At 66.7% G+C, this 24,402-nt stretch carries 30 protein-coding genes, 2 rRNA genes and 1 pseudogene; 15 read left to right on the forward strand and 18 right to left on the reverse strand.

All coding sequences use genetic code 11. The annotated features are described in order from the left end of the window. The 3 genes from WD184_06730 to WD184_06740 form a co-directional block, all read left to right on the forward strand. Positions 1 to 1,088: ribosomal RNA gene (locus tag WD184_06730) — 23S ribosomal RNA — on the forward strand; the annotation flags it as partial. 57 nt (positions 1,089 to 1,145) lie between these two features. After that, positions 1,146 to 1,262: ribosomal RNA gene (gene rrf, locus WD184_06735) — 5S ribosomal RNA — on the forward strand. A gap of 460 nt (positions 1,263 to 1,722) precedes the next feature. After that, entirely contained in the window at positions 1,723 to 2,346 is a 624-nt protein-coding gene (locus WD184_06740; protein ID MEX0826426.1) for a hypothetical protein, read from the forward strand. A gap of 12 nt (positions 2,347 to 2,358) precedes the next feature. Here WD184_06740 and WD184_06745 read toward each other — a convergent pair whose 3' ends face one another. Next, a complete protein-coding gene (locus tag WD184_06745; protein ID MEX0826427.1) occupies positions 2,359 to 3,273 on the reverse strand; it encodes an MBL fold metallo-hydrolase in 915 nt (304 codons plus the stop codon). A gap of 72 nt (positions 3,274 to 3,345) precedes the next feature. On the opposite strand from WD184_06745, the gene WD184_06750 reads away from it, so the two are divergent. The 4 genes and pseudogenes from WD184_06750 to WD184_06765 all read left to right on the forward strand — a co-directional run bounded on the left by WD184_06750 (position 3,346) and on the right by WD184_06765 (position 5,157). Beyond that, positions 3,346 to 3,663 carry a single-stranded DNA-binding protein gene (locus WD184_06750; protein MEX0826428.1) on the forward strand — a complete coding sequence of 106 codons (318 nt, stop codon included), beginning with the start codon at positions 3,346 to 3,348 and terminating at the stop codon, positions 3,661 to 3,663. Between the two features lie 227 nt (positions 3,664 to 3,890). Next, a pseudogene (locus tag WD184_06755) lies at positions 3,891 to 4,252 on the forward strand (DUF2087 domain-containing protein). Between the two features lie 42 nt (positions 4,253 to 4,294). Beyond that, a complete protein-coding gene (locus WD184_06760; GenBank protein MEX0826429.1) occupies positions 4,295 to 4,567 on the forward strand; it encodes a DUF2277 domain-containing protein in 273 nt (90 codons plus the stop codon). Then, positions 4,564 to 5,157, forward strand: coding sequence for a 2'-5' RNA ligase family protein (locus WD184_06765; GenBank protein MEX0826430.1), 594 nt, complete (start codon positions 4,564 to 4,566; stop codon positions 5,155 to 5,157). The genes WD184_06760 and WD184_06765 overlap by 4 nt, the downstream gene beginning before the upstream one ends. Here the strand turns inward: WD184_06765 and WD184_06770 are convergent. Next, positions 5,081 to 5,995 (reverse strand): ribokinase, encoded by a 915-nt coding sequence (locus WD184_06770; protein MEX0826431.1) that lies wholly within the window; start codon positions 5,993 to 5,995, stop codon positions 5,081 to 5,083. The genes WD184_06765 and WD184_06770 overlap by 77 nt on opposite strands. A 47-nt stretch (positions 5,996 to 6,042) precedes the next feature. Here WD184_06770 and WD184_06775 point away from each other — a divergent pair, with 47 nt between their 5' ends. Further along, positions 6,043 to 7,053, forward strand: a complete 1,011-nt coding sequence (locus tag WD184_06775; protein ID MEX0826432.1) for a queuosine salvage family protein — start codon at positions 6,043 to 6,045, stop codon at positions 7,051 to 7,053. Positions 7,054 to 7,152: 99 nt separating this feature from the next. On the opposite strand, the gene WD184_06780 is transcribed toward WD184_06775, so the two are convergent. Continuing rightward, positions 7,153 to 7,704 (reverse strand): FAD-dependent oxidoreductase, encoded by a 552-nt coding sequence (locus WD184_06780; GenBank protein ID MEX0826433.1) that lies wholly within the window; start codon positions 7,702 to 7,704, stop codon positions 7,153 to 7,155. 41 nt (positions 7,705 to 7,745) lie between these two features. Between WD184_06780 and msrB the strand changes: the two genes are divergently transcribed. Then, on the forward strand, positions 7,746 to 8,138 hold the full coding sequence (gene msrB / locus WD184_06785) for a peptide-methionine (R)-S-oxide reductase MsrB (GenBank protein MEX0826434.1): 393 nt from the start codon (positions 7,746 to 7,748) through the stop codon (positions 8,136 to 8,138). Further along, complete coding sequence (locus tag WD184_06790) at positions 8,135 to 8,758, forward strand: DNA-3-methyladenine glycosylase I (protein ID MEX0826435.1); 624 nt, start codon at positions 8,135 to 8,137, stop codon at positions 8,756 to 8,758. Before msrB ends, WD184_06790 begins: the two co-directional genes overlap by 4 nt. Here WD184_06790 and trxA read toward each other — a convergent pair whose 3' ends face one another. Then, entirely contained in the window at positions 8,759 to 9,148 is a 390-nt protein-coding gene (trxA, locus tag WD184_06795; GenBank protein MEX0826436.1) for a thioredoxin, read from the reverse strand. It lies immediately after the preceding gene. Between the two features lie 94 nt (positions 9,149 to 9,242). Between trxA and WD184_06800 the strand changes: the two genes are divergently transcribed. Both WD184_06800 and WD184_06805 read left to right on the forward strand, forming a co-directional pair. Beyond that, entirely contained in the window at positions 9,243 to 9,599 is a 357-nt protein-coding gene (locus WD184_06800) for a hypothetical protein (protein ID MEX0826437.1), read from the forward strand. Positions 9,600 to 9,683: 84 nt separating this feature from the next. After that, the gene (locus tag WD184_06805; GenBank protein ID MEX0826438.1) at positions 9,684 to 10,007 is read left to right on the forward strand and encodes a hypothetical protein; all 324 of its coding nucleotides are present in this window, start codon (positions 9,684 to 9,686) and stop codon (positions 10,005 to 10,007) included. Positions 10,008 to 10,120: 113 nt separating this feature from the next. On the opposite strand, the gene WD184_06810 is transcribed toward WD184_06805, so the two are convergent. The 7 genes from WD184_06810 to WD184_06840 all read right to left on the reverse strand — a co-directional run bounded on the left by WD184_06810 (position 10,121) and on the right by WD184_06840 (position 15,374). After that, positions 10,121 to 10,483 carry a VOC family protein gene (locus WD184_06810; protein MEX0826439.1) on the reverse strand — a complete coding sequence of 121 codons (363 nt, stop codon included), beginning with the start codon at positions 10,481 to 10,483 and terminating at the stop codon, positions 10,121 to 10,123. Positions 10,484 to 10,528: 45 nt separating this feature from the next. After that, entirely contained in the window at positions 10,529 to 10,897 is a 369-nt protein-coding gene (locus tag WD184_06815; protein MEX0826440.1) for a VOC family protein, read from the reverse strand. Between the two features lie 160 nt (positions 10,898 to 11,057). Next, the gene (dinB, locus tag WD184_06820; protein ID MEX0826441.1) at positions 11,058 to 12,284 is read right to left on the reverse strand and encodes a DNA polymerase IV; all 1,227 of its coding nucleotides are present in this window, start codon (positions 12,282 to 12,284) and stop codon (positions 11,058 to 11,060) included. Between the two features lie 45 nt (positions 12,285 to 12,329). Next, on the reverse strand, positions 12,330 to 12,818 hold the full coding sequence (locus WD184_06825; GenBank protein ID MEX0826442.1) for a DinB family protein: 489 nt from the start codon (positions 12,816 to 12,818) through the stop codon (positions 12,330 to 12,332). Positions 12,819 to 12,905: 87 nt separating this feature from the next. Beyond that, positions 12,906 to 13,415 (reverse strand): OsmC family protein, encoded by a 510-nt coding sequence (locus WD184_06830; protein ID MEX0826443.1) that lies wholly within the window; start codon positions 13,413 to 13,415, stop codon positions 12,906 to 12,908. Positions 13,416 to 13,522: 107 nt separating this feature from the next. After that, the gene (locus WD184_06835) at positions 13,523 to 14,305 is read right to left on the reverse strand and encodes an aminoglycoside adenylyltransferase family protein (protein MEX0826444.1); all 783 of its coding nucleotides are present in this window, start codon (positions 14,303 to 14,305) and stop codon (positions 13,523 to 13,525) included. 79 nt (positions 14,306 to 14,384) lie between these two features. After that, positions 14,385 to 15,374 (reverse strand): hypothetical protein, encoded by a 990-nt coding sequence (locus WD184_06840; GenBank protein MEX0826445.1) that lies wholly within the window; start codon positions 15,372 to 15,374, stop codon positions 14,385 to 14,387. Between the two features lie 142 nt (positions 15,375 to 15,516). On the opposite strand from WD184_06840, the gene WD184_06845 reads away from it, so the two are divergent. Next, a complete protein-coding gene (locus WD184_06845) occupies positions 15,517 to 17,253 on the forward strand; it encodes a protein kinase (protein ID MEX0826446.1) in 1,737 nt (578 codons plus the stop codon). A 66-nt stretch (positions 17,254 to 17,319) separates the two neighbouring features. Here the strand turns inward: WD184_06845 and WD184_06850 are convergent, their stop codons facing one another. From WD184_06850 to WD184_06865, 4 genes are read right to left on the reverse strand one after another with little or no spacing between them, the layout of a single operon-like run. Continuing rightward, complete coding sequence (locus tag WD184_06850; protein MEX0826447.1) at positions 17,320 to 18,102, reverse strand: ABC transporter permease; 783 nt, start codon at positions 18,100 to 18,102, stop codon at positions 17,320 to 17,322. Further along, positions 18,099 to 18,866, reverse strand: coding sequence for an ABC transporter permease (locus tag WD184_06855; protein ID MEX0826448.1), 768 nt, complete (start codon positions 18,864 to 18,866; stop codon positions 18,099 to 18,101). The genes WD184_06850 and WD184_06855 overlap by 4 nt, the downstream gene beginning before the upstream one ends. Continuing rightward, entirely contained in the window at positions 18,863 to 19,816 is a 954-nt protein-coding gene (locus tag WD184_06860; GenBank protein ID MEX0826449.1) for an ABC transporter ATP-binding protein, read from the reverse strand. Before WD184_06860 ends, WD184_06855 begins: the two co-directional genes overlap by 4 nt. Then, the gene (locus WD184_06865; protein ID MEX0826450.1) at positions 19,813 to 21,087 is read right to left on the reverse strand and encodes an APC family permease; all 1,275 of its coding nucleotides are present in this window, start codon (positions 21,085 to 21,087) and stop codon (positions 19,813 to 19,815) included. The genes WD184_06860 and WD184_06865 overlap by 4 nt, the downstream gene beginning before the upstream one ends. A 115-nt stretch (positions 21,088 to 21,202) precedes the next feature. Between WD184_06865 and WD184_06870 the strand changes: the two genes are divergently transcribed. Beyond that, positions 21,203 to 21,874: a hypothetical protein gene (locus WD184_06870; GenBank protein MEX0826451.1), complete on the forward strand. Its 672-nt coding sequence runs from the start codon at positions 21,203 to 21,205 to the stop codon at positions 21,872 to 21,874. Between the two features lies 1 nt (position 21,875). On the opposite strand, the gene WD184_06875 is transcribed toward WD184_06870, so the two are convergent. Then, the gene (locus WD184_06875; GenBank protein ID MEX0826452.1) at positions 21,876 to 22,706 is read right to left on the reverse strand and encodes a DUF5996 family protein; all 831 of its coding nucleotides are present in this window, start codon (positions 22,704 to 22,706) and stop codon (positions 21,876 to 21,878) included. Between the two features lie 70 nt (positions 22,707 to 22,776). On the opposite strand from WD184_06875, the gene WD184_06880 reads away from it, so the two are divergent. Further along, positions 22,777 to 23,277 (forward strand): DoxX family protein, encoded by a 501-nt coding sequence (locus WD184_06880; protein ID MEX0826453.1) that lies wholly within the window; start codon positions 22,777 to 22,779, stop codon positions 23,275 to 23,277. Positions 23,278 to 23,345: 68 nt separating this feature from the next. On the opposite strand, the gene WD184_06885 is transcribed toward WD184_06880, so the two are convergent. Beyond that, positions 23,346 to 23,879, reverse strand: a complete 534-nt coding sequence (locus tag WD184_06885) for a YqgE/AlgH family protein (GenBank protein ID MEX0826454.1) — start codon at positions 23,877 to 23,879, stop codon at positions 23,346 to 23,348. 22 nt (positions 23,880 to 23,901) lie between these two features. Further along, the gene (locus WD184_06890; protein MEX0826455.1) at positions 23,902 to 24,387 is read right to left on the reverse strand and encodes a hypothetical protein; all 486 of its coding nucleotides are present in this window, start codon (positions 24,385 to 24,387) and stop codon (positions 23,902 to 23,904) included. Positions 24,388 to 24,402: the final 15 nt, after the last annotated feature.

The following is a 24,402-nucleotide window of genomic DNA, read 5'->3' on the forward strand; positions in this document are numbered from 1 at the left end:
AGCAGGTCCCAAGGGTCGGGCTGTTCGCCCGTTAAAGCGGCACGCGAGCTGGGTTTAGAACGTAGATCACACTGCGTCCCCTGAGAGCAATCTCAGGGTGTTTATCGGCTCATATCGGGGAAATCCTGTCACTGGCACGAACTACGGTGTCAGGACAATCCCGAGGGAAGTTCAGAGCCATGGAGTCATTCCTTCCATACCTTGCAGGATTCTTCGACGGAGACGGAAGCTTATGCTTTCAGATCGTTCGTCAACGCGAGTACCGGTTCGGGTTCTACATCCGAGCCTCCTTCTCGCTCCATCAGGCCACCACGGCCGAGGATGGGCTCGCGCTCATCCGGAGGGAGCTGGGAGGACCGGGCTACATGCGCCGCCGGCAAGGCGGTATGTCAGACCTGGTCATCACGCAACGACCAACGATCTCCGAGATCCTTGACCAGGTCCGACCGTACGTCGTGTTCAAGCGACGTCAGGTCGAAGCTGGTCTGGCTCTTCTCGAGAGGCTGCCGCCTCCTCGAGACCCCGTCGGATTCCTGGAGCTATGTGAATCGGTTGATGACTTCGCATCCCTAAACGCTTCGAAGTCGAGAACGGTCACGTCCGTGATCGTCCGAGACGAATTCGAGCGCACGGGTGCTCTGAACCCCGTAACGACTGATCCTTGATGGAGAGACGGAGTACTCACCGGTGGTCATCCACCAAATATATGAGTTCCGTAATACGCCGACCCCCCGAAAGGGGGTGGAGGGATAGTCTGCACCCTCAGTAATGAGGGATCAATGTGCGTGAGACAGTTCGGTCCCTATCCGTCGCAGGCGCAGGAGGTTTGAGGGGAGCTATCCCTAGTACGAGAGGACCGGGATGGACGTACCTCTGGTGTGCCAGTTGTCTTGCCAAGGGCACGGCTGGTTAGCTACGTACGGCACGGATAAGCGCTGAAGGCATCTAAGTGCGAAGCCGGCCCCAAGATGAGACCTCCCACCGTTCGCGGTTAAGACCCCTGACAGAACATCAGGTTGATAGGCCGGAGGTGTAAGCGCAGCAATGCGTTCAGCCGACCGGTACTAATCGGTCGAGGGCTTGAGTCGAATACAAGATGTGCGTGCTCGCTATGGAGTGCTCAGGGTGCTGAGCATTCGAAGGTTTCCGGTGGCGATAGCGGCGGGGAACCACCCGTTCCCATTCCGAACACGGAAGTTAAGCCCGCCAGCGCTGATGGTACTTGGGGCGTAGGCCCCCGGGAGAGTAAGTCGCCGCCGGATTATTCAAAGAGAAGGCCGTCCCCTCGGGGGCGGCCTTCTCTCGTCTGGGGACCTCCGGGCAGGTCGTTACGATGAACCAATGAGTTCTTCGAGCGATCGCGGCGGCGGAGAGGGCGGCCGGCGTCACTCAGGAAAGCCGTCAGGATCGGATCCCCGCCGCAGCGGATCTGACCCCTCGCGGAGCAGCCGCACCGGTTCTGGTGCGGGTACGGGCCGATCGGGTACCGGCCGGGGCGGTTCCAGCGATCGTCGTACTGGCTCGGCCGCCGGTTCTGGGTCGGGCCGGTCGGGGAGCGGCCGAGGGGACGCCGCAGCAGGCGGGGCGAGGTCGAGTTCCGATCGCCGGACCGGGTCGGGGACCGGCCGGGACTCAGGAAACGGTCGCACCCGGTCGTCGAGCCGGGATGACTCGCCCAAGTCGACCCTTCCCAAGCGGCGACCATGGTCGCCCGAGGGCGAGTTGCCCAAGTGGATATCCGAGGAGCTGGCGCGGGTCACGCCGAAGAAGAACCTCCTGACGGCCACCGAACTTCTTCAATCGTCGGCGAGAGCCTTCGCGAGCAGCAAGTACGGGCGGGCGCTTTCTGCGGCCGAGGAGGCCAAGGAGCTGTCGCCGCGCGACCCGACGATTCGTGAGCTGATCGGGCTCTCGGCCTACCGCATGGGTCGATGGGAACAGGCGCTTCGCGAGCTGCGGACTTTCCGGCGACTCACCGGGGACCCGACCCATCTGCCGGTGGAGATGGACGTGCTGCGTGCCCTGGAGCGCCCTGAGGATGTCGAGAGCGCGTGGAAGATGATGCGCGAAATGCGATCGGATCGGGAGACCCAGGATGAGGCGCGGGTCGTCTACGGATCCTTCCTGCTCGATCGGGGCGAGGACCACAAGGCATGGCAGATCACGAGTCCCCGCAGCCTTTCGGCCGAGCCCCGTGAGAGCGAACTCCGGGTGTGGTACGTGGCCGCCCGCGCCTCGGCGCGCCTCGGCGACCTACCCACTGCACATCAGCTCCTCGACGCGATCCGGGGCACCGACCCGGGTTTCCCGGGACTCGACGAGTTGGAGCGCGCGGTCGAGGGCTGAACCCGGTCCGAATCAATCCCGGAGTTCGAGCCAGCGCCTGATCCCGGCGGCCTGCATCGGCCAGAAGGTGTTCTTGTCGTATCGGGCGATCGTCGCCTCGTCATGGCCCTCGCCGCGGTAGCCGTCGAGCACCCACTGGCGCATCCGCTGGCTGAGATCGTCGTCGTCGCCGGCCGACTCCACCCACCGAACCCAGTCCCAGAGTCGCTCGATCGCCTGGTCGAGGGACGCCTGGGGGTCGCGGTCCGGCCCGAAGTGGGCGAAGCCGAGGAATGAGGGGCCACGCGCGGCGAGGCGGCGGAGGTGGGTTTCGACCAGGTGCGGGTCGAAGTCGGGTGGGGGGGTGACCGGCTGCACCATGTGCCCATGGGGGAATGCCAACCCGACGGCATCACCGACGAACGCACCCCCGGTCTCGTCTTCGACGAACACCAACTCGTGTTTGGCATGCCCGGGGGTGTACATGACCTCGATCGCCCTCGGGCCACCGAGGGGGATACGGCTGCCCTCATCGAGAACCAGGAGGCGAGCCGGGTCGATCGGCTCCATCGGGCCCCATAGGGCATCCATCCCCTCCTCCCCGTATATCCGGGTGGCGGAGGCGATCAGGCGTTCTGGTGACTCGAGGTGCCTCGCTCCGGCGGTGTGCACGCCGATCGCCGCGTTGGGGAAACGGGTGGCGAAATGACCGGCGCCGCCGGCATGGTCGAGGTGGATGTGGGTGACGACCATCGCCGCCACATCGTCCACCCCGATCGACTCGAGCGCGTCGTAGAGGTGGTGGATCGACCGGGAGGGGCCACACTCGATCAGGACCCGATTGGGCGTGTCGAACAGGTAACACGCCAATCGCTCGGTGTCGTCGTGCATGAGCGCATCGATGAGGTAGAGATCGTGCCCCAGGGGCGTCACCGTCGGCGTCAGCATCGGCCGCAACCTAGTGCCTGTCACATGCGGTCGATACGTTGCCTGCCCGCACTTCCCCGGTAAGGAAGCCCCATGGACCTCAATCTCGTGGTCGTCTCCGGACGCCTGGCGGCGCCCCCCGAGGTGCGTCAGTTCGAGAGCGGTGCTCGACTCGCCCGCTACCTCGTCACCGTCCGTTCGGAGGAACCGACCCGCCGTGTCGACGTGCTGCCGGTGACGATGTGGGATCCCTCGGACGCGCTCTTGGACGCCCAGCCGGCGCCGGGGGTGCGGGTCTGGGTGGTCGGCTCGGTACAGCGCCGTTTCTGGAGCGGCGAGGAGGGCCGGCGCAGCCGGCTCGAGCTGATCGCAGACCAGGTCTGCATTCGCGACCCGAACGAGGAAGGCTGATCGTCGGGAGAAATGGGGGCGAAATCGGTGAGATCGATGCCCGCGGTACCCTTGTGATCGTGCTCGATACCCCTGATTTCCTGCGCCTGGTGGTCGATCGGGTCCGCCTGGCCATCCTCGGTCATGCGGCCATCGGCCCCATCGACGTCGCCGGGCTGGCCAAGGCGCTCGGGGTCGACCAGCGTCGGGTACTGAAAGAGCTGGCCAGCCTCGAGGCCGCCGGGTTGATGGTCGACGGTGTCTTGATCGAAGAGGCACTGTGGGAGATCGCCGCGGCCGCCCCCAGGCTCGCCGAGGCCTCGCCTGAGGTGGTGGAGGGCTCCTGGTCCGCCGACGAAGTCAAGACTCTGCAGACCTTCTTCTCGGGTAGTCGTCTGTCGCGAATTCCGGAGAAGCGAGCAAAGCGGCTGGTCGTACTGGAGCGGCTCTCCCAGGAGTTCGAACCCGGGGCCAAGTACCCCGAGCGCCAGGTCAGCTTCATGTTGCAGCTCTTCCATCCGACTTTGCGGCACTGCGGCGCTATCTAGTGGATGAGGGGTTCCTGACCAGAGAAGACGGGGTCTACTGGCGATCGGGTGGCCGAACATGATGGGGTCCAGGGCTTGGCAGGGGACCGAGATAGGGAGGGGACATGTGTAGGAGCATCGTGCAACTGCGAAAGCCGGAGGGAGTGACCGAGGACGAGCTCACGGCCGCGGCCCGGCAATTCGTGAGGAAGATCAGCGGCTTTCGCACGCCCTCGAAGGACAACGAAGAGGTCTTTGAGCGAGCGATCGGCGAGATCGCCGGCTCTAGCCGTCATCTCCTCGAGCATCTGATCGTCAGGGCTCCAGTTCGAGTCGAGGGCGGGGGTCAAGCCGAGATAGAGAGTTCGGAGGAGGCCTCGAGACTGGGTGAAGGGTGACCTTCGAGGGTGACTCGGCCCTCATCGTGCCGATCCCTGCAGCAGATCCAGTTATCCACAGGTGGCGGGTGCTCCACGACTCGGCAGCAGCCGCCGGCGTGCTGGCCCACGTCACGGTGCTGTTTCCATTCGTTCCCCGGGCGGAGATCGATGGGGAGGTGGAGGCGACCGTCACGAGGGTGCTGGCGCCGTTCCCCGCTTTCGTTTGCCGACTTGCCGAGGTCAGGTGGTTTGGGGACGAGGTGGCCTATCTGGCCCCCGAGCCCGATGTGACCTTTCGCCGCGTCCTCACGGCGATGTGGGCCGCCTTTCCGGATCATCCTCCCTACGAAGGAGTCCACGCGGCTCCCACGCCTCATGTCACCATCGGCCACCAGGGACCAGGGCTCGACGAGGCGGTTCGGGCGGTGGAGGAAACAACTGCCGATCGAATCGGTGGCCGATCGGGTGGAGTTGATCACCCTGACGGAGGGATGGTGGTCCACCACCGCAACCTTCCTGCTGCCGGGCGGGTCAGCCGGGTAGCGCTTCGAGCAGTCGCCTGGCTTCATCCGCCGAAGGGAAGGAGGTCTGAGTGCCGGGCCGGGTGACGCTGGCGGCGGCACTCCGGTTGGCGAGCAATGCGGCGGCATGGTCGTCCAGCCCAATACCGAGCCCGAAGGCGAACGTGCCGACAAAGGCGTCACCGGCTCCGGTCGTGTCGATTGCGACGACCTCTGGCGCCGCGATCCGATAGACCCGTCCGTCTTCGACCAGGGCGCATCCGGCTGCTCCCAGGGTCACGACGAGGCGACATCCGAGGGTGGTGGCCACCTCGAGGAGGCTCTGATCGCTCTCGGCACGATCGAACATCAGCGCGAACTCGACCTCGTTCGGCGCCACCCAGTCACACGCCTCGAGAAGTGCCGGGTCGATCGGCGCGGCCGGGGCCGGGTTGAGAATCGTGGTCGCCCCGCCGGCTCGTGCCGCGGCGAATGCGGCCGCAGTGACTTCCTGGGGAATCTCGAACTGGCCGATAACCACGTTCGGTCGGATCGCCTCGACCGCTTCCACCGCCTGCTCCGCGGTGAGGGCATGATTTGCTCCAGGCACGATGATGATGCGATTGGTGCCGTCCGGTTCCACCCAGATGGGGGCGACGCCACTCGAGCCCGGCACCTGATGGACAAACGTGGTGTCGACGCCGCGCTTCGCCAAGTTGTCGCGCGCCATGGTTCCGTAGGCGTCGTCGCCGACGCAGTTCACCATCCACACTTCGGCGCCGAAGTTGCGGGCCATCACGGCCTGATTTGCCCCTTTGCCCCCGAATCCCATCTGGAAGCGATCACCGACGATGGTTTCACCAGGGCCCGGTATGCGAGGCGCGTAGGCGACCAGGTCGATCATGGTCGACCCGACGACTGCGATGCGTATTGGGGAATCGGTCATCTCGCGGCTGGATAGTCTGGCATGCGCTCGCCGACGGAGGTTTGTCGATGATTCCCCGAACACTGCCTGCATGGGAGCGCCCGGTGCTCGCGTCGGTCGCCGAGGTAGTGGGAGAGACGGAACATGTCCGCACCTCTTCGGCTGCCATCGAGACGGTCGCCGACTGGATGGCTTTCGAAACAACATTCGAGCCGCCGAGCGGCGGACCCGCCGGCCCCTTCGATTGGGGCGACGACACCAACGACTTGATCGACGCCACGATGCTGAAGGCGTCGCTGGACTTCGCCTTCACTGACTTCGACACGAGCACCAAGTACGAGGTCGACTACCAGGGCCGCCACTGGTCGGACAGCGAGGCGATGTTCGCCAGCATCCATCAGGCCCTGGCCGCCGGGGTGCCGATGTTGGAGGGGGACTACCAGGCGAGCGTGCGCCGCGCTGACCTAGCCCAGATCTTCCGGGGAAACATCGAAATGCCGATGCTCGAAGAACGGGTCGAGATCCTCAACGAGGTGGGGGCGAGGCTCGTGGCCAATCACGGGGGCCGGTTCCACCGGTTCATCCAGTCGTGCCCGCAGGTCATGTATGCCGAAGGTGATGGGGTGCTGGAGCGCCTGATTGCGGAGTTCCCCCGCTTCGACGACGTAAGCGCCTACAAGGGCCGCGAAGTGGTGATATACAAACTGGCCCAACTCGCTCTCTGGTCCCTGCATCTCGCCGTCGGGCCCGGCAAAGGCTTCAGTCTGGGGGATCTCGACAACATGACGGCCTTCGCCGATTACATCGTTCCGGTGGGGCTGCGGGTGATGGGCATTCTCGAGTACTCCGAGGATCTCGAGCGCCGCATTCTGGAGGGCGACCTGATCCCGCGCGACTCCGACGAGGAGATCGAGATTCGCGCTCACACGGTCTACGCCACCGCCCTGCTCACCGAAGCGATCAACCAGCGTCGCGGGGAGGGCCGGCGCCTGGTGATCCCCCAGATCGACTACCGACTGTGGAGTGCCTATCACGCCACCACCTGGCCGCACCATCTGACGCGTACGGTGATGTACTGACGGGCCTCGCTTCGCTTCGGCGGCTCCGGCTCCGGCTCCGGCCACAGCCCCAGCCAGAGAAGACCGACGTCTGGCCGGGGCTGGGGCTGTAGCGGGGGCTCATTCCTGCGGCGGTCTGTCCCAGTCCTGAACGTCCGTGCCCGCCTCGCGCGCGAGGATGTCGAGGGCGGCGGCTGCCCCGGCGCCGGCGGAGATGATGGCCTGGCTGCGGGTGGGCCTCGTGGCGCGGCCCACCGCGTAGACCCGGTCGAGCGACGTTCGTTGGTCCCGGTCGATCACGATCGCGGCCCCGTCGAACTCGAGGCCCAGCGCCTTGGCGAGCTCAGGGTTCTTCCCTTCGCTGAGGATCAGGTACGAGGAGCGATGGGTCTCCCCGTCGTCGGTGGTGAGGGTGATCCCGTCGGGTGCCGCGGCTACGGACGCCACCCGGCGCGCATCCATGGTCGCCCCGTAGGCTTCTGCCTGCCCGCGGGCGATCCGCTGCAGGTCGGTGCCTGAGATTTCGGGAATACCGAGGTAGTTGTGGAGGTATGCGTATTGCATGGCGGAGGAATCGTCACCGAACACGGTCACCTGTTGACCGTTCTTGGCGAGGAAGAGGGCGGCACTGAGGCCGCCGGGTCCATCTCCGACTATCGAAACGGCAACCATTGGATCCCCTTCGCGTGACTACCGAGAGGAACACAGAAGCCATGAAAGACCTTCCCACCACCGACGACCAGTGGCGCATGCGCCTCGCGCCGGAGCAGTTCCACATCTTGCGAGAAGCCGGCACTGAGCCGCCCTTCAGTGGGGCGTATTGGGACAGCCATGACCCGGGCACCTACAAGTGCGCCGGGTGCGGATCGGTGCTGTTCCGCTCCGATGCCAAGTTCGATAGCGGGAGCGGGTGGCCGTCGTTCGTCGATCCGGCCGAATCTGATGCAGTCACGACCCACGAGGACCGCGCTCACGGAATGGTTCGCACGGAGGTGCGCTGTGCCCGGTGCGGCGGCCACCTCGGTCATGTGTTCCCCGACGGTCCTGGACCCGGTGGGCTGCGGTACTGCATCAACTCGGCCGCACTCGATCTCGAGGCCGATTGAGCGACGTCGTCGTGGCCGCCGACGGCCGCCCCAAATGTCGGTGGCCGCTCGGTGACGAGCTGTACGAGCAGTACCACGATATGGAGTGGGGGAGGGGATGGGAGGACGATGTCGTCCTCTACGAGAAGATCGTTCTCGAGGGATTCCAGGCCGGCCTCTCCTGGATCACCGTTCTGCGCAAGCGAGAGGCCTTCCGAGAGGCGTTCGACCGGTTCGATCCCGTCGTCGTGGCGGCGTTCGGTGCTGCCGAGGTCGAACGACTCGTGGGGAATGCGGCGATCATCCGGCATCGGGGGAAAATCGCGTCGGCCATCAACAATGCGGCACGTGCGATCGAGACGATCGAGGAGTATGGCTCCCTGGCGACCTACCTCTGGGGATTCACCCCTAAGGCGCCGCCGAAGTCACCGCGGAGCTTCGAAGATCTCGCCGCGGTGACACCGGCGTCGACGGCGCTTAGCAAGGACCTGAAGCGACGGGGTTGGTCATTCGTCGGGCCGACGACGATGCACGCGTTCATGCAGGCCGCCGGGATGGTCAACGATCACCTGGAGGGTTGCTGGGCCCGGAATGAATGTGAGGCACGGCGATCCGAGCTGGTGGCCCGGCTCGGCCGATGATCAACCGGTCTCGGACTGGTCCTCGTGGCCGGCGTGCTGCTCGGCGATCTGGCGATGGACGTCGACCATGTCGACCTCGCGCACATTGGTGATGAGATCCTCGAGGACATGCTCGGGCAGGGCGCCTGCCTGGCTGTGGAGGACGACGTTCTCGCGGAACACCATCAGCGTCGGGATCGAGCGGATGTTGAAGAACTCGGCGAGCTCGGCCTGGGCCTCGGTGTCGACCTTGCCGAAGACGATGTCGGAGTGCTCGGTCGACGCCTTCTCGAAGGTGGGGGCGAATTGCCGGCACGGGCCGCACCACGCGGCCCAGAAGTCGACGATCACGGTGTCGGTGCCGGCAATCGTCGACTCGAAGTTGTCCTTGGTCAGTTCAATCGTCGCCATCGAGCACGCCTTTCTCGGATCCCGAGAGCCAACCGTAGACGAAGGCCCGGCATTCCCTGACTCCGGGGGGACTGGGGGCGTATAATACGTCACTGTGACGAATATCACTCACTGTTCGTGGTGCGGGCGGGGGATGGCCCAGGGGGAGCAGGGGCGACCGCGCAAGTACTGCCGGCGCAGCCATCGTCAGCGGGCCTACGAAGCCCGCCTGCTCGCCGAGCGGATGGGGCTCGACCGGGGGGAGGCCCTGGTCTCCGCCGACGCCCTGCGGGCGCTCAACGATCGGATCTACATCCTCGAGTCGGCGCTGACCGACGTCGAGCGTGACCTCCGGGTGGAGGGCGATCACCGAGCGGCGTTCACCCACCTCTACGCCGCCGCGGCGACATTACGGGGGGCGACTCTCGAACCGTCTGCCCTGTTGGATCCATCCGCCCTCTTGGAGGGGTAGGTTTCCGGGTACGGGCATGCGCCTATTGCGTCACAGTGACGTAATTGGATTGTCGGAGACGCGCCGAGGGTATGGAGCCGTTGGATGACACGGAACCGCCACCACATCTACGAGGCGATCGTTCTCCGCCTGCGCAACGTCGACCCGAGGGTGTCGACTACCACCACCGAAGGTCTGCCCGGGCTCGCCGTTCAGGGGGCGTTCTTCGCCGGGTTCGATCCGGAGGATGGCTCGCTGGTCGTCAAGCTGCCAGAGCAGCGGGTGGCGTCACTGGTCGTCGCCGGCGTGGGGCACGAGGTCGCCCCTGGTGGCCGGATACACGGGGACTGGGTGGGTATCGACGATCCGGTTCGCTGGGACGGGTTCGCCGATGAGGCCCTGTCATTCGTGGCCAACACCGCCGCCTGATGCAGTCACCGGTCTCCAGTCACCAGCAGGACAATCAACCCACGCCCATAATCCACGTTATGTAAAGTTGGGCTGAATACTCGGATTGAGTCCCACAACGGGTCGGCCTGCCCCTATCCCCCGGGAGAGAGGAACTCGAGGCGGTTCCCGAAGGGGTCGTATGCATAGAAGCGGTCGAATCCCGGAAGCGGCTGGTCCTCCACCGTGTCGACGCCATTATCGGCGAGATGCCTGCGTACCCGGGCTAGGTCGCTTACCACGAAGGCAGGGTGGGCCTTCTTGGCTGGCCTGAAGTCCGGTTCCACTCCGAGGTGAATCCTCACCGTGGCCGTCTCGAACCAGCACCCGCCCCGCCCTGCCAGGTTCGCCGGCTTCGGCACCTGCGGGATCCCCAGAACCCCTTCATAGAACGCAACGGCCTCAGCCTCCCCACCGGCCGGCATCGCCAACTGAACATGGTGGAGACCCTCGATCATCTCCGAAGTATCACGGAGGCCAAGTCGTCGTGCGCCACGGCCGCCTCAGTTGCCCGGCTCGAAGAGCTCGATCACGTTCCCGGCCGGGTCCTCCACCAGGATCTGGCGACCACCGCCCCCCACCACGAGGTCCCCGCGAAATGTCACGCCCTGGTCGCGCAACATGGACACCAGGCCGTCGAGATCGGCCGTCTGGATCTGGAAGCGGTTCCAGCCGCCCGGAGCGGGTTTGCCGCCAGCTGTGCCGGCTCCGCCGGCTCCGGGGGCGTTGAGAAGCAGGACCAAGTCGTCACGACGGAGGGCTGCGAACCCGGGGGCGGGATGCATGGTCACTGCGAAGCCGAGTCGATCCCGGTAGAACTCGATCGCCTCGTCGACGTCATCGACGATGTAGCGGATGCTTGTACTCATCATGTCCCCCCTCATGGGTGCTGGGTAGTCCAGGATTCTGGCCCCAGACGCTGATGTTCGCACTCGGCCACGCCCGAAGCGGAGGGCGAGCGGTCGGGAGGTCGGGAGGTCGGGAGGCGGGAGGCCTTCCTGCTGGAGGCTGGTGACTGGGGACTGGTCCCGCCTACTCCCCCATCGCATCGGTAGGCGACCGCTCCTCCGGCGAGTCCTTGAGTAGCGATCCCCGGGTGACCGCCGGCCGGCCGAAGCGCTCCCGGGCGCGGTCGATCGCCGCGTCGAGGTCCCGGGCGCGGAGGTGGGCAGTGGATCCCGAGGTGGTGACTTGCTCCTCTCCCAGCGGAAGCACGAGCTGGAGGTGGGGCGCCTCCTCGAGGTGCGAGACGGAGAGTCCCACCAGGGTGATCCGACGTGACGGGGCCCGCTCGGCGATCAGCGTGTCGACCAGTTCCACCGCACAGTGGAATATGGCGGAGGTCTCGGCGATCGGACCGGGGAGGACCCTCGCCCGGGTGAGAGCGGTCATGTCGTCGAGGCGCACCCGCACCGTCACCCGCCTCCCGGCCGTTTGCTTGCGGCGCAGGCGGGCGCCGACCCGGTCGGCGAGCGCCAGCAGGGTGGTGTGCCGCCGGTCGGGCTCGGTGGAGTCCCCGGCGCTCTGTGCCCCCACCGACCCGGCCTGGCGGTCGGTCTCGACCCGACGGCCGTCGTCGTTGCGGGAGCGGCGCCACAGGTCGTCGCCCCACGCCTCCCCGAACCACTCGATCACGGAGCCTCGCGGCATGGCCCGCAGCTCTCCGATGGTGCGGACCCCGTAGCGGGCGAGACGCTCCTCCCCCACCGGGCCGACCCCCCAGATCATCGCGACCGGCAGCGGGTCGAGGAATCGCTCCTCATCGCCGGCGGGCACCACCACCAAGCCGTCGGGCTTGGCCACCCGGCTGGCGATCTTGGCCAGGTGCTTGGTGGTGGCCACTCCCACCGATATGGGCAGGCTGACTTCGGCACGCACCCGGGCGCGGAGTTGGCGTCCGATCTCGTCGGGCGGGCCGAACAGGTGGACGCTGCCGGCGACGTCGAGGAACGCCTCGTCGATCGAGATCGGCTCGACCAGCGGGGTGAACGCGTCGAAGATCTCCCGCACTGCCTTGCTTGCCTCGACGTAGGCCTCGAAGCGGGGCGGGACCACGATCAGGCCGGGGCACCGCCGTTTCGCCTCGACTCCGCCGATCGGGGTGGAAACCCCCTGCCGCTTCGCCTCGTAGGTGGCGGCGAGGATCACTCCCCCGCCTACCGCCACCGGCTTCCCCTTCAGTGTCGGGTCGTCCCGCACCTCGACCGAGGCGTAGAAGGAGTCGAGGTCGGCATGAAGGATGGTGGCCACGCTGCGCACTCTTCCATTGTGTCAACCATCAGCGACACAAATGGCGCTAAAGGGTCAGACCTTTTTCATCTTCCCGGCGGCGCGACCCCACTCCCACCCGGACATCTCGGGCGGCTCGATGCCCAGGGTGGTGAGGATCGTGGCCACCTGGCTGCGGTGCTCGGTGCCGTGGTTGAACATCTGGGCGAGGATGACCACCGGCTCGACGTCGTACTGCTGCTGGGTGCCCACCCGGATGGGGTCGTCGCTGACCGACCCGGCGACCCCGACGAAGGTGGCGCCGGTCGCCTGTGCCAGTTCGGCGAGGCGGTCGAATCCCGGCCATGGGTCGTCCCATTTGAGCTTGTCGACCGAATCCGGCGCCAGCCGGTTGGCGTAGCTGGTCTCTGACGAGACGATGTGCTGCAGCGTCGACCGGATCGAGCCGTAGACCCCCTCGACGGTGGCATCGAGGTGCTCGTCCGGGAGTCCGCGACATGCGTCGATGAGCGTCGTGTTGGCCCACTGGTTCTGGCGGAAGAATTCTGCGATGGGTTCAGGCATGGGATGAGGATACGGGTTTGGCTCTGATTCGGCGTCTGCGTTTGTCAGGGGTCGGCTAGGGAACCAGAAGGGATCAGTCCGATTCGCCTAATCGAGCCCGATCTCGAGGGTCATGGGAACGGCTCGCTGCACGGCGTCCGATACGGGGCAGTGGAGAAACGCCCACTTGACGATCCCGTCGAGTTCCTCCGGCGAGGTGCCCACGGACGAGATCCGCACATGGACGCGAACGCTCAACGGGCCCGCCGGCACGGCGTCCTCGAGTCCGAGAATGCCGCGATCGTCCGACTCCGAGTCCACGGTCACTTCCAACGTCGAGAGGTCGATCTCCTTCACCGCTGCCCGCATCGCGATGAGAGTTGCCACACAACTAGAGATCGCGGCCCTGAGCATCCACCCCGGAGATGGGGCGGCGTCTCCACCTCCAACGCTTCGGGGCATGTCGGTGACCAATGTTTCCCCAGCGGCACCAGTCACGGTGGTACGGAGGCCGTCGGCGACTGCCCTCGCAACACTGTCCGTGTACCGGGCCTCATCGGGATGGGCAGATAGGTACTCGCTTGCAGCGGCTATCGAATCCCGAATGCTCTCGTCCACCAGCCTCACTCCCCTTCCCGAAGATCAGGAGGTTGGACCCTAGGCGCGAAACTGTTGAGTGTCCGACTCTGTGTACCGAGGTCGAGGAGCGCTCCGCGTTGGGACGTCTACCGGTGTTCGCCAACGAGGCGATCGATCTCGTACCGCATCGCGGTGACGGTCCTCCTGGCTGCCTGACGGTCATCCCAGCTACCTAACCCGCCCCCGACGTACAGGTCACGGGCCCGGGCGAGTGGCTCGCTCACCTCGGGCGCAAGTCGGCCGATCGCCCATTCAGCCGCGTCGGTCTTCGACATGATGCGACCAGTCACCGTCGTTACCCAGACGCGCGCAAACGTGAGAGTGACGTTCCTGGTGTCCTGCTCCAGGTCGTCGAGGAGTGCAGGCAACTCATCGGTCATAGCCCTGATGAGATCGCCACTGGGCACCGGATCGAGGAGTTCTCGGGGAGGCGGACCCTCGATTGCCCTCCCCGATTCACGCACCATGGTCACCACGACCGCGAGGTCGGGAGATGCCGACGGAGCGAGACTCACATCGTCCGCAAGGAATCGTTCGCGCAACCATTCACCGTATTGAAGATCCATGAGTGGTGGGTACTTCCACGGCCGGATATCGCTTTGCGCTACGACCGTCACCTCGAGTGGCCGCCAATCGGGCGAACGTGTTGCGCGCCCCGATATCGGCATCAGGCGATCGATCAAGCCGCGCTTCTCGTCCCGAGTGAGCCGTCGGCTTGTCACGACCAGTAGGTCGAGGTCGCTGTCGGGCTTCAGACCGCCGGCCACCGCCGAGCCGTAGAGGTAGATCCCGAGATTGTCGGCAACCGGGATGGACGCGCGCACCGCTTCGACAGCCGCAGCGATCTGGTCGTCGACGGGATCGTTCATCCCGGCGATCCTAGGAAACTCCAGTTCGGAGCCCCCGCCGGGCGCTACCGATTCGCCGATGTGCCGACGTGTGAATTGGTCAGGGGTCGCAGAGCGAACTGAAAGGGGTCAGTTGGATCGCGTCCTCGACGCCGGTGAGGGCACCCTGTTCGATGGACAGGCGGAGGGAGGTCGGGCCATCGATCGGGCCATCACATCTCCGGATGGCCTCCAGGATCTCTTGGAACGCCTCGGGCCAGTGGAGTTCGTACCTCGCCTTCTCTTCACCCCCCGTCTCGATCCCGATCTCGAGCCCTGGACTCGATGCGGGGACCCGCATCGGCACCGATATGAGTTCGCCCTCCACGGCTGCGCTCCCGCTGATTCCGAGATCCCCCAGTCCGGCGTCGACGATCACGGTGACGTCGTCGCGACGTAGGCCCGCGTCCATCTCAACCCGTAGCGTGACTTGATACTCGGCCTCGGGCGTCCCCCATGGCGCTTCGGCCTCGCACAGCCGGTAGATAGCCCCCGAAGGCTCGTCGAGCGGCGCCTGACCGTATCGAAGCCCGCCACTGGTGAACACGTGCGGCACCGCCACCTCGTTGGGGAGCGCCGCGCTAAGGATGAAGCCCGACGGATCGACGGGAACAAACCTCGCCGAAACGGCTGTGGAGTCCTCCCCCTGCTCCTCGATCGTCCCGACGCACACATGACGAATCGCCGGTTCGCGAACCTGGCCGAACAAGACCCTCGTAAGCCTCAAATCGCATCCCGGGTTCTGCTCAGTCGGGGGCCGAGCCAGCCACCCGCACTCGGTCGTCGCAGCCAGGACCCTCTCCCCGTCGAAGCAACTCCGCTCGACCGTGCTTTGGAGGCCAGCCTGGTGGATGGCGACCGCCAGACAGCCACCTCCTTCGTCGTGCAGTTCAAACGTTGTCTCGCCAACATCCATTGCCAGTACGACGGGATCAGTGGTGGGCTCAGCAGGTTCCGGCCGCCCCATGAGCTGGTCCGCATGCCCGCGGCCGCACGCCACGAGCAGCAGTCCGGCGGCGAGGATCAAGACAATGGGAGTTCGGACACTCATCAGTCAGGAGTTTGCCATCGGAACGCCCGTGGCGAGGGTCGTGCCATCCCTTGGGCCCGACGACGGCCCTGGGTCGCCGTCGCCATGACAACCGACGGGTCCTCGGCCGTCTTGGGCAGGGCGTTGCCTACCCTATCTATCAGTGGAAGCGCCGCGTATCCTCTCGGATCGTTACGCCCTCATCTCTCATCTCGCTCGTGGCGGGATGGCCGACGTGTGGATTGCCGAGGACCGCGTCCTGGAACGCCGGGTCGCGGTCAAGATCCTGCATCGGCAGTTCGCCGAGGATCCGGGGTTTGTGGAACGTTTTCGGCGCGAGGCGCAAGCCGCTGCTGCCCTGTCCCACCCCAACATCGTCGCTGTCCACGACTGGGGTCAGGACGGTGACACCTACTTCATGGTCATGGAATTCGTCGAGGGCCGGGACTTGCGCACCGTCATTGGTAGCGAAGGCGCCCTCGCGTCGCAACGCGTGGCCGAGATCGGATCTGCCGTCGGCATGGCGTTGTCGGTGGCCCACAACCAGGGGCTGGTGCACCGTGACATCAAGCCGGCCAATGTGCTGCTCACCCCCGAGGGTGCGGTCAAGGTGGCCGATTTCGGCATCGCCCGGGCCCTGGATGACTCCGACCAGCTGACCCAGGCCGGAGCGGTCATCGGCACCGCCGCCTACTTCTCTCCCGAGCAGGCCCAGGGACATCCGGCAGATCTTCGCAGCGACGTCTACTCACTGGGCGTCGTCCTGTACGAGCTGGTCACCGGTTCACCCCCTTTCTCCGGCGAGACCCCCCTCGCCACCGCCATCCAGCACATACAGCGGCTCCCCGAACGACCCTCGCGGCTCAAGCCGGACGTCCCGCCGGGGCTCGAGGCCATCGTCCTCAAGGCGATGGCTAAGGCCCCCGCCGACCGCTACCAGAGCGCCGCCGAGATGGTGGAGGACCTCGACCGGCTGCGAGCCGGCGAGACACCCCAGGCTGCTCTCCTCAACGAGGCACCCACTGAGGCGATGTCGCCGGTGCTCGGCCTCCCCTCCATGCCGACCGAGGCTCAGGAATCGCACGATCCTCCGCCGCCAGCCCACCGAGCGGTGGTGGGTGCTGCGCCGCGTACCTTCAAGCGCACCAACGCCCGCACCGTCGGGATGATCGCCGCCGCGGCGCTAGTGCTCATCGGGATCTTCCTCGCGGTGCGCGCTGACAAACCCGGGGGCGAAGGGGCACTGGTCCCGGAACAGGGTGCGGTGGCGACCACCGGCGCCCCCGATCCGGGGGTCTCGACCGTGCCGAACGTGGCGGACACGACCATCGCCTCCTCGGGTCGGATGACCCTGTACCTGCATCACGACCCGACGCCGCCCATCGGGAGTACCGACGCTGAGCAGCGGCTGCCCATGGACAGCACGTCGCCCACTGCCACCACCCTGCACAACTACGACGCCGACCGGGACGACTTACCCGGGCTATTGATCAAGAAGGGCGGGAGCGAAGACCGCTACAGCTTCCCCGGCGGGAACTTCCAGAACTGGCGGTATACGGTTCCGCCGGGAGGGCTGGTGCTGGCGGGCAACGTCGAGGTGACGCTCTTCTCGGCCATGAAGGACTTCACGACTGACAAGCGCGGGCACATCCAGGTATTCCTGCGGGACTGCACGGGCAACTCCTGCACGACCATCGTCTCGGGTTCCCTGGACCGGGGCCAGTGGAACGACGCTTCAGGGTGGAGCGAGGACACGATCGTCCTGTCGGACGTGAACTACACAGTCGCCGCCGGACGACAACTGGAGTTGAAGATCTTTGTGGACGACGACTCCGACGACGACATGTGGTTCGCCTACGACACCACCACCCACCAGGCCCGGCTGGCCTGGACTGACTGACAGCGCGCCTTCAGGAGATAGACCGCTGGCGAGGTAAGAGGCACTTCGGCACCCCTGACTTCGCCGCTACTCCACCAGGTCGATCGTGCCGTCTCGGCGGCCGGATTCGGCGAAGGTCTTGAATGCCACCAGGGCGGCCAGGAACCATCCTGCGCCGATCGCCAACTCGAGGCCGAACTGGCGCATTGCCTCCACTGACGGGCCGCTCTCGAGCACAGAGCGCACCCCGAGCAGGCCGTGGTGGAGGGGAAGGAAGTCGGCCAGGGTCTGCACCCACTGCGGGAACACCTCGCTGGGCACGTTGACACCGCCGATGGCGACGATTCCCCAGAAGACGATGTTGAACAGGATGTTGCCGATGCGGGGGCGACGGATGGCACACGCCGCCAGGAAGAGGCCGAGCCCGTACGAGCCCAGGGAGACCACCAGCAACGCGGGTGGCAGCCACCACCACTGGCCGTCGAATCCGAGGAACGGTGCGAGCAGGGCGAAGATCAGCGTCCCCTCCCCCACTCCCTGGGCGATGTAGAACGACGACCTTCCGGCGAACACCGGCAGCATCGACCGGGGCGCCGCCACCAGCAACGGGAGGGTCCCCAGGCCGCGTTCCCAGGCGGTGTCGGGGCCGACCGCCATCCCGTGGAGCGCCGGCATCGCCGCCACGTTGCCGATGAAGGCGAACATGATCAGCGCGGGGCTGTCGAGCAGCAGGCCCATCGCTGCGAAGAAGAGCACCTGGGCGGTGGCCCGCACCATCCAGCCGAACATCCACGACGCCCAGGTGTACTGGGCTTTGGTGTCCTCGAACCCCACCAGGGCGGCATGAGCGGTGACGCGGAGTGCGCTCATTGGACCGAGATCTCCCCGGTGATCCGCACCCGGCGCATCACCACCCGGATCAGCCGATTCGCCACCACGAAGCCGGCGAGTCCCAGTCCGGCGAGGATCACCAGCCGGCCGGGGACTCCCTCGATCGTCGGTTGGGTGATCCCGTCGCGGACCAGGTCGCTCCCCCACGACAGGAACACCGCCCGGCCCAGCGGTTGCACCCACACCGGGAGCAGCGCCAGTGGCACGAAGACCCCGCCCAGCAGCAGGAACGGATATGACGCCGAGCTCTGCAGGGTGTTGGCCGCCCGGCTGAGGATCGTCATAGAGGTGATGATCGCCGCGGTGCCGGTGGTGCCGACCACGATGAGGACCATCGTCACCGCCAGCAGCCACGGGTGCTGCACATCGATCTGAATCCCGTAGGTGAGCCAGGCGGTGGCCAGAGCGATCGGGATCACGCTCAGGGCCAGAGTCATCACCGCCGCCACCCGGGCGGGCACCACGATCCCGTATGGGGTGGGGGCGGCGGCGTGGAGCTCGAGGCGCCCTTGCCACCGATCGTCGCGCACCACCGAGCCGCCGGTCCACACCCCGGTGTTCCACATGGTGATGAGCGTCGGGGCGATGATGGCGTAGGCGACCAGGTCGGGGCGGTCGAAGGCGTTCACCACCGAGAGGAAGAGGATGGTCTGGGCCGGGGTGGTCAGCTGGGCCATCCAGAAGTTAGGGGTGCGGAACGCCAGGCCCAACTGCATCCGAAAGGCGGCGATCGCCGCTCTCACAGCTCCATCCCTCTTCCCCCCATCACATGGAGGTAGACCTCCTCGAGCGAGGGCGAACCGGTGCGCACCGAGGTGATTCCGGCGCCCACCACCACCTCCAGGACGGCGTGGGCGACGCCGTCGGCTTCGGGTTGAATCCGGGTCCAGCCGTCCGCCCGGGTCTCCACCGAGGCGACCCCGTTCGTGGTCCGGAACCGGTCGACGAGTCCGGCGGGCAGCTCATGGACCTCAACCCATTCGAACCGGTTGAGCCAGCGGCCGAGCACGGCGGGCCGTTCGGTGGTGAGGAGCTTCCCCCGGTCGATCAGTGACACCCGGTCGCACACCGCCTCCGCTTCGGCCATGTCGTGGGTGGTGAGAAACACCGTCTTGCCCTCCGCCCGGATCTCCCCCACCAGCTCCCGAAACCGCAGCGAGGCCATCGGGTCGAGGCCCACCGTGGGCTCGTCGAGGAAGAGCACCTCCGGGTCGCCCACCAGCCCGCGCGCCAGGTGGAGGCGCTGCCGCATCCCCCGGGAGAACTCCTCCACCCGATCGTCAGCGCGCTCGGCGAGCCCGACCCGCTCCAGCAACGAGCCGATCCGGGTGCGAGCGGTGGTCGTCGGCACGTCGTAGAGGGCGGCCCAGTAGTCGAGGTTCTGACGGGCGGTGAGCCGGGTGTAGAGGCCCCGGTCGCCGCCGAACACCAGGCCGATCCGCCGGCGCACCTGCTCCACCTGATCGACGACGTCGAAGCCGAGGACCGTGGCGGTGCCATCGGTCGGGATCAGGATGGTGGTGAGGATCTTCACCAGAGTGGTCTTGCCGGCGCCATTCGGTCCGAGCAGGCCGTGGATCTCGCCCTTCTCCACCTTCAGGTCGATTCCGTCGAGCGCCATCACCGGGCCCGACTTGGATCGGCGGGCGCGGAACTCCCGCCGCAGTGCTTTGGTCACGACAACGGCGCTCATGATCGGGGATTCTTGCTCAATCGGCGGGCGACGGCATGCCAGACGAGCCCGATCACGATCACCGCCAGCCCCGCCATCCAGGCGACGGTGTCGACCCAGAAGGCGAGGCCAAGGCACCCGCCCAGGCCCAGCCAGGGCACCGCCACCGGGTAGCGGCGGGACTCTGCGGGCAGGCGGATGGCGGCCAGGTTGGTGATCGCGTAGTAGACGAGCACCGTGAACGCGCTGAAGGCCCAGGTGCTTCGGACCGTACCGAACCCGGCAAGCAGGGCGATGATCACCCCCACCAGGGGCACCGCCACTATCGGGGTCCTTCCGGTGGAATCGATGCGGGCCACGGCCCCGGGGAGGTCACGGCGCCGGCCCATCGCCAGGGCCACCCGGGACAGGCCCAGAACCAGGTTGAGGAGCACCGCGAGCATGGCGGTGATCGCCGCCACCCCGACTATCCGGGCGCTTCCGGGGGCACCAAAGCCCCGGGCGACCACCTCGAGCGGGGCGGCGGTTCCTCCGGTGGCATCGGCCAGGCTGTCTGCGCCGGCCGCACCGACCCCGACGGTGGTGACCGCCCCGTAGAGGAGCACGGTGGCGATCAGCGCAATGATGATCGCCCGCGGAATGGTCCGGGAAGGATCACGCACCTCCTCACCGAGGGTGGCGATGCGGCCGTACCCGGTGTACGCCACGAACATCAGCGCGGTGGCCTCCAGAACGCCGGCCGCTCCCCCACTCATGAAGGGCGAGAAGTTGTCCAAGTCGAACTCCATGGCCCCGGCGATGGTGAACCAACCCAATCCGAAGAGGGTCACCGCCACGATCACCGCATTCGCCAACGCCGACCGGCGCACTCCGAGAGTGACCAAGCCGGTTACGACCAGCACGGTCGTCACCGCCACCACCGGCCCCCCGTCGCCGATGCCGGTCAGCCGGTTCAGGTATCCGGCGAATCCCAGGGCCGCTGCTGCGGCCGATGCCGACTTGGCGGCGAGGAACATCCAGCCGGCGGTGAAGCCCAGGGCCGGCGAGAGATAGCGGTAGCCGTACTCGTAGGTGCCGCCACTGGTCGGGTGTGAGGCCGCCAACTGGGCGCTGCTCAGGCCGTTGAACGTCGCCAGCAGGCCGGCGAGGGCAATTGCCACGACCACCGCCGGACCTGCAGCCTCGGCGGCGAGCCCGGTGCCCACGAACACCCCGGTACCGACGATGGACCCGAGTCCGAGGAGCACGGCCGCACCCACTCCGAGTTCACGATTGAGGGTGTCGGTGGGCACCCGGCGAGGGTAGCGAGGAGGGCTCCACGGCATCGTGGCGACGAGCAGGGCCCTTTTCCTGTGACCCGGTGCCACCGGGAGGCGATACCGTGACACCGACTCAGGAGGTCAATCGATGTTCCGGCGTCTCGTCCTCCCCTTCGTGCTTCTGCTGGTGGTGGCTGCGTGCGGTGACGATGAGGCCGTGATCTCGACCACCACTTCGCCGCCTGGGGCGACCACTACCCATCCGCCCCCCACCACGACCGCTCCTGCCACCACGACGGTTCCGCCCCAGACCACCACCGCAGTTCCGGTGACCACGACCGCACCGTTCACGGAGGGTCCGTACGTGCTCGAGGACGCCGGCCTCTTCCCGCCGCCGGTGCTCGCCCAGAGTGAGGGTCCCAGCGGTTCGGGGTGCGTCCCGGGCAGCAACACCGTGATCCCCGACGGCATCTGGTACGGGTATGTGCTCGCCACCACCGGAAGCGTGATCACCTTCGACATGGCCTGCTGGTTCTGGGGCGAAATCGCCTACACCGAGGGCGCTAAGGATGGCGAGGAAGTCAACAACGACTACTACGTCCGGAACCAGAACCCTTTGACCTTCCAGGTCCCGATCGGGCCGAGCGCAACCATGTACTGGCTGGACAGCAGTTCGGGGAACTTCGTGCCCGAGCCGATGCCGATGGCCGATTGGCCGGGACCGGACGAGGACTGGCCATGCCCCGGCGAGGACTGCGGGGTCTGGCTCTACATCAACGACGGCGTCATCACCGAGGCGATCGAGCAGTATCGGCCTTGATTCAGGCGATCAGCGAGGGACGGGTTATCCGGTGCACCGCCGCGGCGTACTCCAGCACCTGATCTGCCCACTGCGGGTCGCCGACCAGGGGGGCGGTCGGTAGTTCGGTGCCTTGCCACCCATCGGTGTGCCACCGGGCGTGACCCGGCAAGGGAGTGTCGGTGAGGTGGTCGGTGAACGGCCAGGGGTTCGAGTAGAAGTAGGGCTGGTCGGCCGGGTCGTAGCCCAGATTCAGCTGGGCGGGAGCGAGCTCGCCGTCCTCGCCCTCGACCATCCTCGACCCGAACCACTCGAAAGACATGTCGAGGTGGTGAGACCAGAGCAGGATCGGGCCGGGTTGTCCCTCCAGCGTCGCCCTATGCCGTTCGAACACCGGATGAATCGCCTGGAGAGTGTCCAGCAGCCATCCGGCAGCCGCAGGGTCGTATTCGATGGATTCGTCGGACGCAAACTTCTCGCGGTCGAAGTTGTCGGCGAGCCCGAGCCCGACCATCTCGGCGAGGAGCCGGTCACCGAACTCGGTGGCGGTTCCGGAGCCGATGGGGAGCCCGCCGCGGGTACCTCCGATGGTCTCCCACCAGACCGTGTGTTGCGCCAGATCCGCTCCCAGCGTGAGCATCTCGCCCGAGGGCAGAGCCACCGGCGCAGTGGTCAGCCCGGTGGGCACCATACGGAGCCCGATGTGCCACCAGTGTGGCTGCGGCTCGGCATGCGCCCGGGGCACGGAGGCGATCGCCAGGAGGCGCCCATGCAGGGCACTCCGGGTCGAGGGCCAGGATTCGGGGGCTTCGGCGAGAGCCTGATGGCGCTCCCGGTCGGCGGCGTCCTGCATCCGGCGACTGTACCCATGGCGTCCGAGGGGGTCGCTCCCCTATCGTCCCGTCAGGCGAAGGGAGGTCTGGATGTCACCGGAGGTGTTCAACACCGCGATGGCCGTGCTGCGCGGTGTCGTGGGAGTCGTGTTCCTGGCTCACGGAGCCAAACACTTCAAGAGCCGCGAAAAGACGATGCGCTGGGTGGAGTCGATCGGGCTGAAGAGCCCGGGGATCCAGTGGGCGTTCATGACCTTCGCCGAGATCGGGATCGGCCTGGGCTTCCTCGCCGGGTTCCTCACCTCATTTGCCGCCGCCGGCCTGGTGGCGATGATGTTCGTGGCCTACTGGACCGTGCACCGGTTCGCAGGTTTCTGGGTCACCGCCCGACCTGACGAGGGCTGGGAGTACGTGTTCGTCCTGGTTGGAGCGGCGATCGCGGTCGCCCTGCTCGGCCCCGGCGAATGGTCGCTGGACCATGCCATCGAAATCGCCGACGACTTCGACGGGGTCACCGGAGCCGTGATCGTGACCGGGGGCTTCCTCGCCGCCATCGGCCAGCTGGCGATGTTCTACCGGAGGAAGAGGTAGCCGGCCGACCGAAGGTCGGCCCAAGGCGGCCGGAGGCCGCCCAAGAGCCAAGTAGCAAGACCCGAGGCTCAGTTGAGGGCGGGGTCCTCTGGGTATTGGAGGTAGGCGGGGAAGAGGCCTCCCTTGCGGTGGAGGGCGCTAGCGCGGATCTGGCTGGGGTCGGCGGCGAAGGCGTCGTCGGGATGAGCCGGGACGACGATCCAGTCGAGGGATGCGATCTCACTCTCGAGCTGACCTGCGGCCCACCCCGAGTAGCCGGCGAAGACCCGCACCCGACCGATGGAGTCGGGATCTGACCCTTCCAGGTCGATAAGCCCGGCGGTCCCCACCACCGGCGTCCAGCCGCTGACCGTCGTATCCCCTTCCGCGACCACGATTGCCACCTCCACCTGCACCGGTCCCCCGAGGAAGACCATCGCGGGGTCGGCGGCGTTGCCCGACCAGTCGGGCAGATGATCTTCGACGGCGATCCCCGTGGGTCGATCCAGCACCACGCCGACCGCACCAGCTTCGTCGTGGGCGCATACGAGCACCACGGTGTCGACGAAGTTGGGGTCTCCCATGACCGGCGTGGCGATCAGCAGGTTCCCGACGAGGGACATCCCCTGATCATTGCAGCCAGCGCTATCGGCCGTTGGACGGCGACTGAATGCCGTCGACCGGCACCACTTCGGATCGACGATGGGCCGAAGGGTCGGGGCATCGCAGCGACTCGAGGGTGGCCAGCTCGGATTCGAGTGTCTCGAGTCGGCGCGCCAGGTTGCCTCCGGCGGGGGTTCGGTCGACTCCCAGCACCTGCAGGCGGGTGAGCTCGTCTTCGGCTTCGGCGAGCTCCTCGGTCAATGCCTCGATTCGGGCGGCGCTGTCGGAGGCGCCTGCGGGTGTAGCCGTTGGCTGCTCCATCGAGGCCTGGTAGGCCATCTCAGCCTCGACCAGGCGATCCATCGCGTTGAAGAGGTCATGGTCACGCGCGGCCAGCCGGAGCTTCCAGTCCGACGCATTTTCCGGGCCGGGCCGCCGCCGCCGACGCCCCAGCAGGAATCCGCCGGCAAGGCCAAGAACGCCGGCACCCGCGCCGATCCCGATCTGAATGATGAGTGCCTCTTCCACCGGTCACAGCCTCCA

Source organism: Acidimicrobiia bacterium (genome assembly GCA_040878325.1).
Taxonomy (GTDB): Bacteria; Actinomycetota; Acidimicrobiia; order Spongiisociales; family UBA11373; genus JAUYIV01.